Source organism: Oerskovia sp. NPDC060338 (assembly GCF_042726295.1).
GTDB lineage: Bacteria > Actinomycetota > Actinomycetes > Actinomycetales > Cellulomonadaceae > Oerskovia > Oerskovia merdavium.
The window spans coordinates 91,763-108,528 of record NZ_JBHXCQ010000001.1 but is presented as its reverse complement, the minus strand read 5'-3'; the positions used below and the strand labels follow the sequence as shown (position 1 = coordinate 108,528).

Sequence of the window (16,766 nt, the reverse complement as noted above, 5' to 3'; positions counted from 1 at the left end):
GGCGACGTTCCGCCCGTGCGCCTCGCGAGCGACCACGGGCGCCCGGCTCCTCTTCCCCCTGCCCCTGCCCCTCTGCCTCGTGGGGCCCGGGGGGACGGATGTGTTTCTGCGTAGCCACCACAATTGTGGTGGCTACGCAGAAGGACACCCGCCTCCGGGAGGGGGCGGACTTCGATCACCGGTGACTGGTGCGCCGGCCAACCAGCCGCCAACCGCTGGCTGCCGATCGACCGACAGGCGCCGACCGACAGGCGCCGTCAGTCGACCGTCACGGCGTCGAGCACCGGGAGCCGCGCCGCACGCAGCGCGGGCCACCCCGCGGCCAGGACGCCGACGAGCACCGCGACGCCCACCATGGTCCCGAGCCCGGCCCACGGGATCGCGAGAGCGGTGAAGCCCGTGCTCGCGAACACGGTCGGCATCGCCGCGGCGAGCCCCACCCCGACCGCGAGCCCCAGCAGCGTCCCGAACACGGCCGTGAGGACCGACTCGATGACGATCGTCCCGGCGAGCTGCGACCGCCCCAGGCCCACGGCCCGCAAGAGCCCGATCTCACGCGTCCGCTCGATCACCGACAGCGCCAACGTGTTGACGATGCCGAGCACCGCGATGACGATCGACAGCCCCAGCAGGGCGTAGAGGATCGTGAGCATCTGGTCGATCTGGCTCGCGAGCGCCGAGACGTACTCCTCGTCGTCCATGACCGACACGATCATGTACGGCTCGGCGGCCGCGGTGACCACGGCGTCGAGCTCGGCCTGGGTCACGCCGTCGGCCGCCTTGACGAGCACCATGGTCGACATCTCCGCGGGGGCCGCCGACAGCTCCGCGAACACCGTGTCGGGCACGACGACCGGGACGCCCAGGGCGGGTGAGTCGAAGATCGACCCGATCGTGACGTCCACGCTGCCTCGCTGGGTGCGGAGCGTGAGCTCGTCGCCCAGGGCCCAGCCCTCGTCCGTCGCGGTCGCCTGGAGGACGCTGACCTGTCCGTCGGCGAGCGTGTCGAGGCTGCCCTCGACCGTCTCCGTCTGCCACGTCCGGCCGAACACGCCAGGGTCCACCCCGAGGACGAACAGCGGTGACGCGTCGGCCCCGTCCCCCGAGGAGCGCCCGACGAAGTACTGGTCGGCCGTCAACGAGTCGGCCGCGCCGACCTCGGGCAGCGCCGCGATGTCGCTCACCGCGCCCGAGGGGACCGTGCCCGTCGCGGACTCGACGACCAGGTCGGCCAACGACTCGTCGGCCACGATGGACTTCATCGACGCCTGCATCGACACGGCCAGGACCGAGGCCGCACCGACGAGCGACATGCCGATCATGAGGGCGCTCGCCGTGCTCGCGGTGCGGCGGGGGTTGCGCGTCACGTTGCCGCGCGCGAGCGTCCCGAGGGGCTTGGCGAACGCGACGAACGGCGCGGACATGACGTGCAAGACGCCGCGCGCGACGACGGGGGCCAGCAGGAGCGTCCCCACGACCACCCCGACGGCCCCGAGGCCGAGGAGGGGCCCCGTACCCGCGTTCTCGTCGGCCGCGGCCTGGACGACCGCGACGACCACCGCTCCGACGCCCGCCCCGGCGACGACCGCGCCCGCGATGCCCCGGACGCGGAGCGACCCGGCCTGGGCGGGGGAGTCGTCGCGCATGGCCTCGACCGGGGGGACGAGCGCCGCGCGTCGGGCAGGAAGCGCCGCCGACGCGACCGAGACGACCACGCCCAGCACGAGCGAGACCACGACGGTCGTCGCGTCGAGCGGGATGTCGCCCGCGAGCTCCATGCCCATCGACCCGAACATGGCCTTGAGCGCCGTGACGAGCCCCAGGCCACCGAGCACCCCGAGCGCACCGCCGAGCGCCCCGATGACCGCGGCCTGGACCAGGATCGAGGCGAACACCTGGAGCGGGGAGGCCCCCACGGCGCGCAGCAGCGCGAGCTCGCGCTGCCGCTGCCGCACCGTCATCGCGAACGTGTTGGCGATGATGAACCCGCCGACGAACAACGAGATCCCCGCGAAGACCAGCAGGAACGTCTCGATGAACCCGAGCTGGGACGCGATGTCCTCGCGGGCCTCGTCGCGTACGGACTCGCCCGTGACCACCTCGACGGGCGAGGTGCCGGTGGCGGCGTCCGCAGAGCTGTCGAGCGCGGCCGTGATCCGGTCGGCGAGCTCCTGCTCGCCCACGCCGTCCTCGGCCAGGACCGAGATCGTCGAGACCGTGCCGTCGGGCGCGAAAGCCGCCGCGGCCGTGGGCTCGTCGAAGAACACGATGCTCGCGCCGGCCATCGAGGCCCCCATGTCGACGATCCCCGTCAGGGTCGCCTCGGTGACCTGCCCCGCGACGACGAGCGTCGTCGTGCCGCCGACCGTGAGCCCGCTGGCCTCGGCCGTGCCGGCCTCGAGCAGGAACTCTCCGGGGCCCGACGGCGCCGCACCCTCCGCGATCGGCGTCGAGGGGTCGGCGGCTCGCCACGCGAGGCCGAACGTCGGCGCGCCCGTGGTGGGCGGCGGGGTGCCGTCCGCACCGACGAGCACCAACGGACCGGTGTAGTCGGCGAAGACGTGCGCGACGCCGTCGATCCCCTGGACCGTGTCCGCGAGGTCCGCCGGGATCGTGGTGCGGACGGCTCCCGCGCTCGCGTTCTCCTGCGTGAGCGCCGCGGAGTCCTCGCCGCCGCGCAGGTACACGTCGGACGAGGACCCGGCGTCGACGATCCCGTCGAACGTCGAGGAGAGCATCTCGCGCAGCGAGAAGGTGCCCGCCACGAACGAGACGCCGAGCACGACCGCGAGGATGGACAGCCCGAGGCGCACGAGGTGCGCGCGGACGTTGCGCAGGGCGACGCGCAGCATCAGGCGGCCGCCTTCTTGCGCGTGAGGGAGCCCAGGACCTCGAGGACCGAGTCGGGCGTGGGGTCGGTGATCTCGTCGACGATCCGGCCGTCCGCGAGGAACAGGACGCGGTGCGCGTAGCTCGCGGCGACGGGGTCGTGCGTGACCATGACGACCGACTGGCCCAGGTCGTCGACCGACTCGCGCAGGAACGTCAGGACCTCGCGCGAGGACGTCGAGTCCAGGTTGCCCGTGGGCTCGTCCGCGAACACGACCGCAGGACGGGAGACCAGGGCGCGCGCGCACGCGACACGCTGCTGCTGGCCACCGGACAGCTCGCTCGGGCGATGCGTGAGACGGTCCGTGAGCCCGACGGCGTCGACCACCTTCGCGAGGTACGCCCGGTCCACGGGCCGGCGCGCGATGTCGAGCGGCAGCGTGATGTTCTCCTCGGCCGTGAGCGTCGGGACCAGGTTGAACGACTGGAAGACGAAGCCGAGCTGGGTGCGGCGCAGCTTCGTGAGCTGACGCTGGTTCATGCCCGAGACCACGAGGTCGTCGACCACGACCGTGCCGGCCGTCGGGGAGTCGAGGCCCGCCATGCAGTGCATGAGCGTCGACTTGCCCGAGCCCGAGGGGCCCATGATCGCGGTGAACCGACCACGCCCGAAGTCGACGTCGACGCCCGCGAGCGCGTGGACGGCCGTCGGGCCCTGGCCGTAGGTCTTGACCAGGCCGCGGGCCGACGCGATGGCCTGCGTGGTCGTGGCGTCGTGCTCGAAGGTGCCGACCGCACCGGAAGGGAGCGTGGGGGACGTCGTCGTGCGGGACGGGGAGGACATGGCGGACTCGTCTCTGGGAGGGTGCGCTGGGCTGTGCAGCGCCCCTGACGGAGCGGGTCGACGGGGCACCGAGCCCTGCTCACGCTCGCCCCTCCGGGCCGCTGGCACCATGGTGGCGCGCACGGCCCGGGCCGGGCATCGGGGATGCCCCTGAGAAGGACCCTGAGAGTTGCCTGAACCCGGGTCCGGTCGAGGCCCGGCGGCCGAGGTTCGGCCGAGGGCTAGGGGGTGGCGGGGGGAGCCGGGTCCGCGGGAGGGGCGGGGTCGGCCGGGGGAGCAGGGTCGGCCGGAGCGGGGTCCGGAGCGTCGTCCCTGGGGGTCTTCTTGGGAGGCTGAGGGGCCGGCGCCTGTCCCACCATCGCGGGGTCGGGTCCCGGGAAGCCGATCACCGGCGTGCCCTCGAGCGCGGTCTCCATGAAGGACCGCCACGTCGGTGCCGCGAGCGTCGAGCCGTACCACCGCTTCTCGTAGCGGCCGTTGATGCGCATGTAGCTCATGGAGACGTCGTTCTCGGCGTTGCCGATCCACACGGCCGTGACGAGCTGGGGCGTGTACCCGATGAACCAGGTGTGGTTGTTGTTGTTCGCGGTCCCCGACTTGCCCGCGCTCGGGCGGGAGAGCTGGGACTTCTTGGCCGTCCCCTGGGTCATGACGTTCTCGAGCGCGAAGGTCACGGTGTTCGCGATCCGTGGGTCGACCGCGTTCGGGGTGCAGTTCGCCGACGGGACCGGGAGGTCCGCACCGTCGGCTCCGACGACGCGCGTGATCGCGATCGGGGCGCAGTACGTGCCGCCGCTCGCGAACGTCGCGTACGCCGCGGCCATCTGCAGCGGGGAGGAGTTCTGGGTGCCGATCGTCATGGTCGGCATGACGTGGATCGAGGACGCGTCGCCCGTCAGCTCGGACGTGATCGACGGCCGCAGCCCGGCGTTCCACGCGGTGTCCCGGACCGCGCACAGGTCGAGCTGGGACTCCATCGAGGCGTAGGCGGTGTTGACCGAGTTGAACGTCGCGCGCAGGACGGGGATCGACCCCTGGTCGGTCGACCCGTCGGAGTTCCCGGGCGACCACGGGATGCGGTCCAGGCGGGCGCACGACGCGCGGAAGTCCCTGTTGGGCACGAACGTCCGCTTGTTCGCGTTGACCGTGTCGTTGAGGGTATGGCCCGAGCGCAACCACTCGGCGAGCGTGAACACCTTCCACGTCGAACCGGGAGAGAAGCCTCGGGACGAACCGTGCAGCTGGTCCGCGGAGTAGTTGATGGCCGTGGTCCCGGGGGCAGGTTCGCGGGCGACGTCGTAGGGCCGGTTCTGGGCCATCGCGAGGATCTTCCCGGTCCCGGGCTCGACCGTCACGAGCGCGTCCTCGAGGCCGCTCGGGTCCAGGGCGGGGACGGCGGCCGTGATGTTCGCCTCGGCAGCGGTCTGCAGGCGGGGGTCGAGCGTCGTGGTGATGTCGAGGCCGCCGCGGTAGAGCAGGGCCTGACGGTCCTTCTTGGTCTCGCCGAACGTCGGGTCCGACGTGATGACCTTGGTGACGTAGTCGCAGAAGAACGCCGCCCCGCCGGCCGTCTGGCACCCGGCGGAGATGGGCTGGACGTTGAGCGTGGCCGGCAGAGGGGTCGCGACGGCCTCGTCGTGCTCCTGCTGGGTGATGTACTCCTGCTCGAGCATCCTGTCGAGGACCCGGTTGCGGCGCGTCTCGGAGCTGGCCGGGTTGGTCACGGGGTCGTACCTGGTCGGTGCGTTCGTCACCCCGGCGATGGTGGCGGCCTCGACGATGCTCAGCTCGGAGGCGTGCTTGCCGAAGTAGTGGAGCGAGGCGGTCTCCACGCCGTAGACCCGGATGCCGAACTGCGCGATGTTGAGATAGCCCTGCAGGATCTCGTCCTTGGACATGACCGTCTCGAGCGAGATCGCGAGCTTGGCCTCGCGTGCCTTGCGCCCCAGCGTGTCGTCACGTGCCGAGCGGACCGCGATGGGGTCCTCGTCGCGCATGGCCTGCTCGATCAGCACGTTCTTCACGTACTGCTGCGTGAGGCTCGACCCGCCCTGCGTGTCGCCACCCGTGAAGTTGTTGATCGCGGCACGGCTCACGCCCTCGGGGTCGAGCCCGCCGTGCTCGTAGAAGCGCTTGTCCTCGATCGCGACCACGGCGTTCTTCATGTGCTGCGAGACCTGGTCGAGCGGCACCACGATGCGGTTCTCGGTGTAGAAGGTCGCGAGGAGCGTGGTCCCGTCGTTCGCGAAGACGCGCGACTTCTCGGACAGCGGACCGGGCTTGAGGTCGTCGGGGAGCTCGTCGAACAGCTGCGTGACGTCCTTGCTCACCGCGCTCGCACCGGCGGCGAGCGGCAGCAGCAGGCCGGCCGCGAGGACTCCCCCCACAGCCGACACGAGCAGGAAGGCCAGGAGGAGCGCGAGCGCCTTGACGGCGTGGGGCTGCTGGCGGGGTCGTGTGGACTGGCCCATCTGCCGACTGTACGTCCGGCGGTGCTGCACGGCTCGGTGACGCTCGGGTCGTGACCTGGACGTGACATGGGTGGTGCGGCCCGGTCGGGCCCGGCCGGGCCCGATCCTCGCCAGGCGGTCCTCGTCCCGCCGCCATAGCCTGGTGGTCGACCCGGGAGACGACATGCTCACGTCCCGCACGCCCCGAGGCCTCGACCGGCTCGTCAACTTCACGGACGCCGCGGTGGCCATCGCCATCACGCTCCTGGTCCTGCCGCTCGTCGACCTGGTGACCGACGGCAAGGAGCACGAGCTCCGGACGATCTTCGAGGACGAGCGGGGGACGTTCCTCGCGTTCGCCATCAGCTTCGTCGTGATCGCGAACTTCTGGACGGGCCACCACCGGGTGTTCGAGCACCTGCAGGACTACTCGTCGGGCATGCTCTGGGCCAACTTCCTGTGGCTCGCGAGCATCGTGTTCATCCCGTTCACGACCCAGCTGCTCGCGGACCAGGGCACCGACACCGCGGGCGTGAACGCGCTGTACATCGGGACCATGATCGTGACGACCGGGAGCCTGGCACTGATCGAGGTCCTGGCGATCCGCGACCCCTCGCTCCAGCGGGCCGAGGTCCGCGGCCAGCTCGACGCCCGCGGGGCGTTCGTCGCGATCGGCCTGCTCGTCGTCGCGCTCGTGCTGAGCGTCGTCACGCCCGTCGTCGGGCTGTACTGGCTGTTCCTGCTCTTCCTCTCCGGACCGCTCACGCGGTTGGCAGGGGGGCGACGTCACGGGGTGGGTGCGAGCCACGTGCCGGAGGACTCGGGACGGTCCGACGGGCGGGACTGACGATCAGGCGTCCAGCGCGCTAGCGTGACGCCGTGCCACTCACGCTGTGCGTCCTGCTCTGGGCCGTCGACGGCCACGTCGAGTCCCTCGCGCGCTACGAGGACGAGGTCCTCGCGCTCGTCCCGCGCCACGGGGGCCGCGTGCTGTCGCGGGTCCGGAGCGTGCCCGGCGAGGACGCGTCCCGGCCCACCGAGGTGCAGGTCATCGAGATGCCCGACGACGCCGCGCTCGCCGCGTACATGGCCGACCCGGACCGCGCGGCGCTCGCGGACGTGCGGGACCGGTCGGTCGCCCGGACCGAGATCGTGCGCGTGGAGCAGGTCGTCGGCTGACGGTCGGGTCGGCGGGCGACGGGCTCGCGCGCCGAGAGTGGCTGGCCGGAGCGCCGAGGGTGACCGGCCGGACCGCCGGGGTGGCGCTGGGCGTCGTCGACGGTGACCGACGGCCGTCCACGACGCCTGCCCCCGCCGTCGTCAGACGCGGACCCGCGACGTGCCGCGGCGCAGGTAGCCCCACGCGAGGACTGCGCACACGATGCCGTTGACGAAGCCGGCGAGGACGTCCGTCAGGGAGTGCATGCCGCGGTACAGGCGCGCGAAGCCGACCGCGAACGGGACGAGCACCGCGAGGACCGTGAGCACGACCCGGAGCACCGGGTTCTGCACGCGCTGCGCGAGCAGTGCGAGCGTGAGGTAGAAGGCCGTGGAGGCGCCCGTGTGACCGCTCGGGAAGCTCGAGGTGGGCGGGGCGTGGTCGAGCATCTCGACCTCGGGGCGTGAGCGGCCCACGACGAGCGAGGACGTCAGGAAGACCAGGGCCTGCAGCGACACCGCGAGCGCGGGGACCAGGGCGAACCACCACTGCCGTGTGCGCCACCAGATCAGGGCGACCGCGAGCACGCAGGCGCCGATGATGAACTCGGTCGTCCCGATCGCGGACAGGAGCTCGGTGACCGTGTCGAGGAACGGGGTCCGCAGGTCGACGAGGCCCTGGTTGACCCCGGCCTCGCCCCGCAGGTTCTCGAGGGGACCCTTGATGAGGAACCCCAGCCCCACGACGGCGAGCCACAGCACGGCGCCGGGGAGGAACGCCCGGAGGGCCAGGTCGCGGGCGACCTCGCGGCCGGTCGGCCGAGAAGGGTCGAGCTCGTAGCGGTGGACGAACGGGTGCACAGGGCCTCCAGCGGTGGTCGGCACGCGACGACCTGGGGTCGCCGCGTGGGCGTCACCGGACATTACGTGCAGACCGGGCGACTCGCGCGGGGGAGCGACCGCGGCGGCCGACGCGGCGGTGGGTGGTGGGCAGCGCTCGTCCCGCAGGCCGCTCCTGGGTAGGGTCGTCCGGTGCAGCCACCGAGAGAGGTCCTGGCCGCGTTCGGCGCCGTCGGCCCCCCAGTGAGGCTCGACGGCGGACGGGGCGCCGCGTGGCACGCCGGCGACCTGGTGCTCAAGCCGCTCGACGTGCTCCCGGCCGAGCTCGCCTGGCTACGGCGCCACGCGCCGGCGGGCAGCGACGACCTCCGGCTGAGCCTGCCCGCGCGGAGCCGGACGGGCGAGCTCGTCGTCGGCGACTGGACGGCGTTCCCTGTCCTGCAGGGCGAGCACGTCGCGGGGCGATGGGCGCAGGTCGCGGGAGTGGCGCACTGCTTCGCGCAGCTGTTCGACAGCGCGGAGCGGCCCCCGTTCCTCGACGAGCGGACGCACGCCTGGGCTCGTGCGGACCGCCTCGCCTGGGGCGAGGACGTGGTGGAGGTGCCCGACGACGTCCCGCACCTCCCGGCGCTGCTCGCGGCCCGACGTGTGGTCGACGAGCCCTCGACGATCATCCACGGCGACCTCACGGGCAACGTGCTGTTCGCCGACGGCCTGCCGCCCGCCGTGATCGACCTGACGCTCTACTGGCGGCCCGTGCGGTACTCGGTGGCGATCGTCGCCGTCGACGCGGTCTGCTTCGAGTGAGCGCCGCTGTCTCTCCTCGAGACGATCGACCCGGGGGAGGGCTTCGCCCAGCACCTCGTGCGCGCGCTGGCGTTCCGGATCGCGACGGACTGGTTCAACGGACTCCTGATGGACACCGACGAGGTGTACGCGGCGACCGTGGAGCGGGTGCTCGACCTGGCGGCGCAGGGGCGGTAGCCGCACCCTCGGTTCGGGTGGCCGTCAGTGCGTGCCGGTGGTTTCCGCACCCGAGCGGTGCAGGGCCGCCACGACAGCGACACCCGCGATCGTCAGGACTGGCCCGAGCACGAACGCCGCTACCTCCGCAGGCATCAGGCGGCCGACGGTGTGCCCCTCGTCCGCGGCGACGCCCTCGACGTAGCCCGTGTAGGCACCCGCGGCGAACAGCAGCGCTCCGCCGACGATCGCGAGCCAGCACAGGACGAGGACGCCCCGTCGCAGACCTGGAGCCATGTCGTCTTCTCCTCGCTCGAACCGGCAGCTGCCGGAACCGTAGCGCAACAGCGAGATCCGCCGTCGGGGAGGTCTGGAGTGCGGCCCGCGCCGCTGCGAGGATGCGTGGATGGCTGACGCAGAGACGTGGGACCTGCTCGACGACCAGGGCAGTCCCACCGGGGAGGTGCACCGCCGAAGCGACCCGGGATGGCCCCTGGGCCGCTTCCACCTCATGGTGGCGACGTGCGTCGTCCGGTCCGACGGCCTGGTCCTGCTCACACGTCGCGCCGCGACCAAGACCTTTCCGTTCGCGTGGGAGATCCCCGGCGGCAGCGTGCTCGCGGGCGAGACCGGCGCTCAGGCGGCCGTGCGCGAGGTGCGCGAGGAGACGGGGCTCGTGATCGACGGCGAGGCCCTCACGCGGGTGGGCAGGGGACCGCTGCCCACGGCGTTCCTCGACGTCTACGTCGCGGCCGTGCCCGGTCGCCCGCGGCTGGTCCTCGACCCGGCCGAGGTCGACGACGCCGCGTGGGTCAGCTGGGCCGAGGTCGAGGCGCAGCGCGCCGCAGGAGGGATGCCTGCGCCCTGGGTCGGGAGCTTCGCTCCGCTCTGGCCGGAGCTCACGCGGGTCGTCGCGGAGGTGGCAGGCCGAGGGTGAGCCGCCAGACCGCCGAGGCACGACCGGTCCACACGCCCGTCGGTGGTGCAGGGGATCGGGGGAGGGGCGCGGTGGTGTGTCGGTCGTAGCCATGGCCGCACGTTCGTGCCTCGACCGGGTCGAGGGTCAAGGAACCCAACGGTCGGCGGTCCCGACCGGGGGGACAATAGGAGACAGCAATGTCTGCCGAGATAGAGGAGTCCCCAGTGCCCCAGGGAACTGTCCGATGGTTCGACGCCGACCGAGGGTTCGGCTTCATCGACCTCGGGAACGACGCCGAGGACCTGTTCGTGCACGCGTCAGAGATCGTCGGAGACGACGGAACGAGGCTGCTCCGGGAGGGGCAGATCGTCGAGTTCGAGATGGGTGAGGGCGACCGTGGCCCGCAGGCGCGCCGCGTGCGTGTCACCGGCGACCGGGCTGCAGACGCGCCCCTGGGCGTGCTGGGCACCGTCACCTGGTACGAGCCGACCAAGGGCTACGGCTTCGTCACGCCCGACGGCGGCGGCGCCGAGATCTTCGTGCACAGCTCGGCCATCGTCGGTGGCGGAGTGATCTCGGAGGGGCAGCGGGTGGCGTTCCTCGTCGTCGACGGGGAGAAGGGGCCGCAGGCGGACCACCTGCTGCCGCTCGCGGCCGAGGCCGCGCGGCCCGCGTCGGACGGCGCCGACGGCACCGTGTCCTGGTACGACGAGGTCAAGGGCTTCGGGTTCGTCGCACCCGACTCGGGGGGCGGCGACGTCTTCGTCCACGTCAGCGCGCTCGGCTCGGGACTGACCGAGCTCTCCGAGGGCGATCGTGTGACGTACGACGTCGTCGACGGCGACAAGGGGCCGAACGCCCGCAATGTGCAGCTCGCACGCGGCTCCGGTGCGTACGCGGCATCGGACCGCGGTCGGTCGGGCCGTCCGGGAGCGTCCGGCGGGCCCGTGCGCGGAGGCGAGGGCACGGTCGCTCGCTACGACGAGGAGCGCGGCTTCGGCTTCATCACCCCTGACGACGGGGGCCTGGACCTGTTCGTGCACGTGTCGGTCGTGCGAGGAGACGAGGTCCTGGAGGAGGGCGACCGGGTCCGCTACAAGGTGCGCCAGAGCGACCGGGGGCCGCAGGCCGACGCCGTCGAGCTGGCCTGAGCAAGAAGACGGCATCCCGGGCGGAGGCGTGAGCGGCTCGAGGTGAGCCGGTCCGGCCACCTCGGGAACGAGCGTCAGCGACACACAGCCCCGGGCGCGAGGACGCGCCCGGGGCTTCGCTGTGTGCGGCACGCGGCCCGCATCTGGTCCGGAACCGACCCACGAACGTGCTGATCTCGCCTCCTCGTCCGTACGGGAGTGCGCGCGCGGCGCATCGACCCGATGACGAGGGGCCTCCCGGCGGCGCGCCGAGCAGATGACGGCGCCTGTAGGTTCCCGCCGAACTTGTCGGTTGTGCGGGCCTGTGACCTGGAGGTTCGCATTGGCGTGTCGTGGATGAATTCTCACCAAGGTGGCGGGTTCCTCGGAGAATCCCGCCGACCGGTAGGTTTCGGGGCTTGCTCGTACCCTAGGGCGGGTCTCCCAACTCTGAACGGAGTTGGGAGACACGCCCCGCCGTGAGGTCAGGTCAGACGCTCGCTCAGGACCCGGTCGAGAGCCGCCCGTCCCGCTGGACCCCATGCAGGCTTGCCGCCAGGAAGGCCGCGGTCCCCGTTCTGGCCCATCAGCATCAGGAAGAGACATTTCAGCGCGGCCAGCCCACGGGCGCGCCGGACCGTCGCTTCGTCAGCCTCCGCATAGGCCGCGAAGAAGCGTGCGGCCGCGCCCGGCGGCAGCAACACCCAGGCGGCCGCCAGGTCGGACGCCGGGTCGCCGACGGACAGGTCACCGAAGTCGACAACGCCCGCTAGCGTCCCGTCCGAGACGACCACGTTCGCGGGATGCAGGTCGCCGTGCACCCACACCGGCGGACCCTCCCATGCGGCGGCCGCGACCGCGTCGTCCCAGACAGCCCGGACGTCGGCGGCGTCGGAACCGATCGCGTCGGCGTCAACGGAGTCGAAGAAGTGGTCGAAGCCGTCCGTGCAGTCTTTGGGATGCGCACCGCGGCCGGATTCAGTCGGTGCGTCGGCGGGCGCTGGCACATGCAGCGCCCGGAGGAACGCCGCCAGGCTTTCGGCCGCGTGCTCGCCGCGTGTGATCGACCCGTGGTCAAGCGGCGTGCCTGGCACCCACGTCATGACCGTCCAAATCTTGGGGAATCGCTCGGAGGGCGCACCACTCCGCGCCGGGACGGGGATTGGCAGCGGCAGACTTGGGGCGAGCAGCGGCAGCCACCGGCGCTCCTTGAGCTGGTGATCGGGGCCGGTATCCATACGCTGGATGCGCACGGCAAGCTCGTCCCCGAGGCGCCACATCTGGTTGCCCCAGCCGCCTTCCACCTCGCGGAGGGGCAGATCGGCCAGGTCCGGGTGCTGGTCCCGCAGCAGGTCGCGGATGAGGCCAGCGGTGACGTCGAGCTCGGTCATGCTGAGCAACCTAGTGGATTCGACCACCTTGCGTCACAGCCCGCTAGGAGTCCGGATCGTAGCGCTGCGACACGTTGGTGGAAAGGCTCGCCACGACCACGACACCTTGATGGAAAACTCGCCACCATAGGTGGAAACCTACAGCGCCGGCGCCGCATCGGCTCGACCCCCCGCACACCTCCGGGAATACCCCGCCCAACCCCAAGGTTGAGCCTAGTGGACTCAAGTTCACGGGCCTGCAGGTTGCGCAGCGGCACAGACCGGCATAACTTGAGTGAGGACGACTCAACCGGCGGCCGGGTGGCGACACCCGCCGGGCAGGGGAAGGCCTCGACGGGCGCGCCACGCGCGCCGTCGGGCAGGGAACCGCCACGGGCTGCCGATCGAACGACACACACGTAGCAGCACACAGCAACACAACGGAGGCACGAACATGGCACGAGCGGTCGGAATCGACCTGGGCACCACCAACTCGGTGGTCGCCGTCCTCGAGGGTGGGGAGCCCACCGTCATCGCGAACGCCGAGGGCGCTCGCACGACCCCGTCGGTCGTCGCGTTCTCGAAGACCGGCGAGGTCCTCGCCGGCGAGATCGCCAAGCGTCAGGCGGTCACCAACGTCGACCGCACCATCACGTCGGTCAAGCGCCACATGGGCACCGACTGGTCGGTCGAGATCGACGACAAGAAGTACAGCGCGCAGGAGATCTCCGCGCGCGTGCTCGGCAAGCTGAAGCGCGACGCCGAGGAGTACCTGGGCGAGCCCGTCACCGACGCGGTCATCACCGTCCCGGCGTACTTCAACGACGCCGAGCGCCAGGCGACCAAGGACGCCGGGCAGATCGCGGGCCTCAACGTCCTGCGTATCGTCAACGAGCCCACCGCTGCCGCTCTGGCCTACGGCCTGGAGAAGGGCAAGGAGGACGAGCTCATCCTCGTCTTCGACCTCGGTGGTGGAACGTTCGACGTCTCCCTCCTCGAGGTGGGCAAGGACGAGGACGACTTCTCGACCATCCAGGTCCGCGCGACCTCGGGCGACAACCGCCTCGGTGGAGACGACTGGGACAACCGCATCGTCGAGCACCTCATCGCGCAGGTGAAGAACAGCTCGGGCGTCGACCTGTCCAAGGACAAGATCGCGCTCCAGCGTCTGCGTGAGGCTGCCGAGCAGGCGAAGAAGGAGCTCTCGTCCGCGACGAGCACCAACATCTCCATGCAGTACCTCTCGATGAGCGAGAACGGCCCCATCCACCTGGACGAGAAGCTCACGCGCGCTCAGTTCCAGCAGATGACGCAGGACCTCATCGACCGGACCAAGGCGCCGTTCCACGCCGTCATCCGCGACGCCGGCATCTCGGTCAACGACATCGACCACATCGTGCTCGTGGGTGGTTCCACCCGCATGCCCGCCGTGACCGAGGTCGTCAAGGAGCTCACGGGCGGCAAGGAGCCCAACAAGAGCGTCAACCCGGACGAGGTCGTGGCCGTCGGTGCCGCGCTGCAGGCCGGTGTCATCAAGGGTGAGCGCAAGGACGTCCTCCTGATCGACGTCACCCCGCTGTCCCTGGGCATCGAGACCAAGGGTGGCGTGATGACCAAGCTCATCGAGCGCAACACGGCCATCCCGACCAAGCGCAGCGAGGTCTTCTCGACCGCCGAGGACAACCAGCCGTCGGTGCTGATCCAGGTCTTCCAGGGTGAGCGCGAGTTCGCCCGCGACAACAAGCCGCTGGGCACGTTCGAGCTCACGGGCATCGCGCCGGCACCGCGTGGCCTGCCGCAGATCGAGGTCACCTTCGACATCGACGCGAACGGCATCGTCCACGTCGGCGCCAAGGACCGCGGCACCGGCAAGGAGCAGAAGATGACCATCACCGGTGGCTCCGCGCTGCCGAAGGAGGACATCGACCGCATGGTCAAGGAGGCCGAGGAGCACGCGGCCGAGGACAAGAAGCGTCGCGAGGAGGCGGAGAACCGCAACCAGGCCGAGGCGTTCGTGTACTCGACCGAGAAGCTCGTCGCGGAGAACAAGGAGAAGCTCCCCGCTGAGGTCGTCACCGAGGTCGAGGCCGACATCGCGTCGGTCAAGACGGCGCTCGAGGGCACCGACGCGGAGGCCGTGAAGTCGGCCCACGAGAAGCTCCTGGCCTCGAGCCAGAAGATCGGCGAGGCGCTCTACGCCGCTGCCGAGCAGGAGCAGGCCGCGGGCAACCAGGGTGCTGCCGACGCTGACGCCGCTGCGGCCGCCGGCGCCCCGTTCGCGCCCGACGAGGACATCGTCGACGCGGAGATCGTGGACGAGGACGACAAGAAGTGACGAGCGACGCCCAGGGCCCCGAGGAGCTCGGCTCCGAGGACCAGCCCTTCCACTTCACCGACAAGCGCAAGGTGACCCCGGAGGGGCAGCCCAAGGAGGCTGCCCCCGAGGGGGCCGGCTCGGCCGGGGACGACGCCGAGCAGGACCCGCTGGCGGGGCTCGACTTCGAGCCCACCGGCGAGGCCGGGGACGACGCAGCGCTCCTCGCTGCGCAGTCCGAGGCGGCTGCTCACCTCGACGCCCTCCAGCGCGAGCGGGCCAGCTTCACCAACTACCGCAACCGGTCGCTGCGTGACCAGGAGGCCGCGCGCGTCAAGGGCGTCGAGGACGTCCTGGGCGCGCTCCTGCCGGTCCTCGACGACATCGACCGGGCCCGCCAGCACGGCGAGCTCGACGGGCCGTTCGTCGCGATCTCCGACAAGCTCGACGCGAGCCTCGCGAAGTTCGGCATCGAGCGGTACGGCGTCGTGGGCGAGGAGTTCGACCCGAACGTCCACGAGGCGCTCATGCACCAGGTGGACCCGGAGGCCACGTCGGCCACGGTCAACATGGTCATCGAGCCGGGCTACCGGATCGGCGAGAAGGTCGTGCGCGCAGCGCGCGTCTCGGTCGTCGGACCGGAGTAGGACGGTCGTGGGCGCCCGGTCCTCCGGGGCCGGGCGCCCACGTCCCCGGATGCCCGACGACGGAGCGCACCTTCCGCGCGAAGGTGGCGCTCCGCCGTCGGGCAGGCCGGGAGAGCAGGTCCCCGGACCTGGTGCACCACTGAACGACAGAACGAGCGAACGACTGAAAGAACACCAAGACTTCATCCATCAGACGACCACCGGCCCCCGGCCGGTGACACCACGAGAGGAGGCGCCTTGACCGGTCAGGACTGGATCGAGAAGGACTTCTACGCCGCGCTCGGCGTCCCCAAGGATGCCGACGACGCCGCGATCAAGAAGGCGTACCGCAAGCTGGCCCGTACCTACCACCCCGACCAGAACCAGGGTGACGCCAAGGCCGAGGCGAAGTTCAAGGAGATCGGCGAGGCCTACGCGGTCCTCTCCGACGCCGAGCAGCGCCAGCAGTACGACGCGATCCGTGCCATGGCCGGCGGGGGCGCCCGCTTCTCCGCAGGAGCCGGCGGGCCCGCCGGCGGGGCCGGAGGATTCGAGGACATCTTCGGCGGCATGTTCGGCGGTGGTGGTGGCGGCGGAGGCCGCGTGCGGTACTCCACGCAGACCGGCGGAGGCGGAGGCTTCGAGGACATCCTCGGGTCGATGTTCGGCGGCGGAGGAGCCCAGACGGGCTTCCGCCCCAACGCGGTCCGGCCGCAGGACGGGGCCGACGTGCACTCGTCCGCGACGCTCGGGTTCCGGCCCGCCGTCGAGGGCGCGACCGTCACCGTCTCGACCGAAGGACGCACCGTCACGGCCCGCATCCCGGCCGGGGTGCGCGACGGCCAGAAGATCCGCCTGCGCGGCAAGGGTCGCCCGGGCGTCGCGGGCGGAGCGCCCGGCGACCTGGTCATCACGGTGCACGTCACGCCGCACCCCGTGTTCTCGGTCGACGACAAGCACAACCTGCGGCTCACGGTCCCCGTGACGTTCGCCGAGGCCGCGCTCGGCGCGACCATCGAGGTCCCGACGCTCGACGGCAAGCCCGTCAAGGTCAAGGTCCCCGCAGGCACGCCGTCCGGTCGCACGCTGCGCGTCAAGGGCAAGGGCGTCAAGACAGCCAAGGCCACCGGTGACCTGCTCGTCACGATCCAGGTCGTCGTGCCGCAGAAGCTCACGAAGGCCGCCAAGGAAGCGGTCGAGCAGCTCGCGGCGGCGACCGACGGCGAGAACGACGTGCGCTCCGACCTGTTCGGACGCGCCGCGGAGTAGCAGGAACCGGGCGCGACGAGGCCCGCGAGGCCTCGTCGCGCCCGTCCCACGAGA

14 protein-coding genes are annotated in these 16,766 nt (G+C 71.5%); 8 read left to right on the top strand and 6 right to left on the bottom strand.

The genetic code is table 11. From position 1 onward, the window contains the following. Positions 1-257 precede the first annotated feature (257 nt). The 3 genes from ACFWGN_RS00495 to ACFWGN_RS00485 form a co-directional block, all read right to left on the bottom strand. Positions 258-2,852, bottom strand: a complete 2,595-nt coding sequence (locus tag ACFWGN_RS00495) for an ABC transporter permease (protein ID WP_377615206.1) — start codon at positions 2,850-2,852, stop codon at positions 258-260. Further along, positions 2,852-3,673 carry an ABC transporter ATP-binding protein gene (locus ACFWGN_RS00490; RefSeq protein WP_377615205.1) on the bottom strand — a complete coding sequence of 274 codons (822 nt, stop codon included), beginning with the start codon at positions 3,671-3,673 and terminating at the stop codon, positions 2,852-2,854. The genes ACFWGN_RS00495 and ACFWGN_RS00490 overlap by 1 nt, the downstream gene beginning before the upstream one ends. A gap of 221 nt (positions 3,674-3,894) precedes the next feature. Beyond that, positions 3,895-6,144, bottom strand: coding sequence for a transglycosylase domain-containing protein (locus ACFWGN_RS00485; RefSeq protein ID WP_377615204.1), 2,250 nt, complete (start codon positions 6,142-6,144; stop codon positions 3,895-3,897). Positions 6,145-6,286: 142 nt separating this feature from the next. On the opposite strand from ACFWGN_RS00485, the gene ACFWGN_RS00480 reads away from it, so the two are divergent. Then, complete coding sequence (locus ACFWGN_RS00480; protein ID WP_377615203.1) at positions 6,287-6,970, top strand: TMEM175 family protein; 684 nt, start codon at positions 6,287-6,289, stop codon at positions 6,968-6,970. 32 nt (positions 6,971-7,002) lie between these two features. Beyond that, entirely contained in the window at positions 7,003-7,302 is a 300-nt protein-coding gene (locus ACFWGN_RS00475) for a DUF1330 domain-containing protein (RefSeq protein ID WP_377615202.1), read from the top strand. 141 nt (positions 7,303-7,443) lie between these two features. Here the strand turns inward: ACFWGN_RS00475 and ACFWGN_RS00470 are convergent, their stop codons facing one another. Continuing rightward, the gene (locus tag ACFWGN_RS00470) at positions 7,444-8,166 is read right to left on the bottom strand and encodes a phosphatase PAP2 family protein (protein ID WP_377615201.1); all 723 of its coding nucleotides are present in this window, start codon (positions 8,164-8,166) and stop codon (positions 7,444-7,446) included. 147 nt (positions 8,167-8,313) lie between these two features. On the opposite strand from ACFWGN_RS00470, the gene ACFWGN_RS00465 reads away from it, so the two are divergent. Beyond that, complete coding sequence (locus ACFWGN_RS00465) at positions 8,314-8,928, top strand: phosphotransferase (protein ID WP_377615200.1); 615 nt, start codon at positions 8,314-8,316, stop codon at positions 8,926-8,928. 201 nt (positions 8,929-9,129) lie between these two features. On the opposite strand, the gene ACFWGN_RS00460 is transcribed toward ACFWGN_RS00465, so the two are convergent. Continuing rightward, the gene (locus ACFWGN_RS00460) at positions 9,130-9,381 is read right to left on the bottom strand and encodes a hypothetical protein (RefSeq protein ID WP_377615199.1); all 252 of its coding nucleotides are present in this window, start codon (positions 9,379-9,381) and stop codon (positions 9,130-9,132) included. A gap of 109 nt (positions 9,382-9,490) precedes the next feature. On the opposite strand from ACFWGN_RS00460, the gene ACFWGN_RS00455 reads away from it, so the two are divergent. Continuing rightward, a complete protein-coding gene (locus ACFWGN_RS00455; RefSeq protein WP_377615198.1) occupies positions 9,491-10,021 on the top strand; it encodes an NUDIX domain-containing protein in 531 nt (176 codons plus the stop codon). Between the two features lie 206 nt (positions 10,022-10,227). Then, a complete protein-coding gene (locus tag ACFWGN_RS00450; protein WP_377615448.1) occupies positions 10,228-11,154 on the top strand; it encodes a cold-shock protein in 927 nt (308 codons plus the stop codon). A gap of 464 nt (positions 11,155-11,618) precedes the next feature. On the opposite strand, the gene ACFWGN_RS00445 is transcribed toward ACFWGN_RS00450, so the two are convergent. Next, entirely contained in the window at positions 11,619-12,524 is a 906-nt protein-coding gene (locus tag ACFWGN_RS00445; protein ID WP_377615197.1) for a phosphotransferase, read from the bottom strand. A 433-nt stretch (positions 12,525-12,957) separates the two neighbouring features. Here ACFWGN_RS00445 and dnaK point away from each other — a divergent pair, with 433 nt between their 5' ends. From dnaK to ACFWGN_RS00430, 3 genes are all read left to right on the top strand, one after another. Beyond that, positions 12,958-14,838, top strand: coding sequence for a molecular chaperone DnaK (dnaK, locus tag ACFWGN_RS00440; protein ID WP_377615196.1), 1,881 nt, complete (start codon positions 12,958-12,960; stop codon positions 14,836-14,838). Beyond that, the gene (gene grpE / locus ACFWGN_RS00435) at positions 14,835-15,464 is read left to right on the top strand and encodes a nucleotide exchange factor GrpE (RefSeq protein ID WP_377615195.1); all 630 of its coding nucleotides are present in this window, start codon (positions 14,835-14,837) and stop codon (positions 15,462-15,464) included. The genes dnaK and grpE overlap by 4 nt, the downstream gene beginning before the upstream one ends. 237 nt (positions 15,465-15,701) lie before the next feature. Beyond that, the gene (locus tag ACFWGN_RS00430; RefSeq protein ID WP_377615194.1) at positions 15,702-16,712 is read left to right on the top strand and encodes a DnaJ C-terminal domain-containing protein; all 1,011 of its coding nucleotides are present in this window, start codon (positions 15,702-15,704) and stop codon (positions 16,710-16,712) included. Positions 16,713-16,766: the final 54 nt, after the last annotated feature.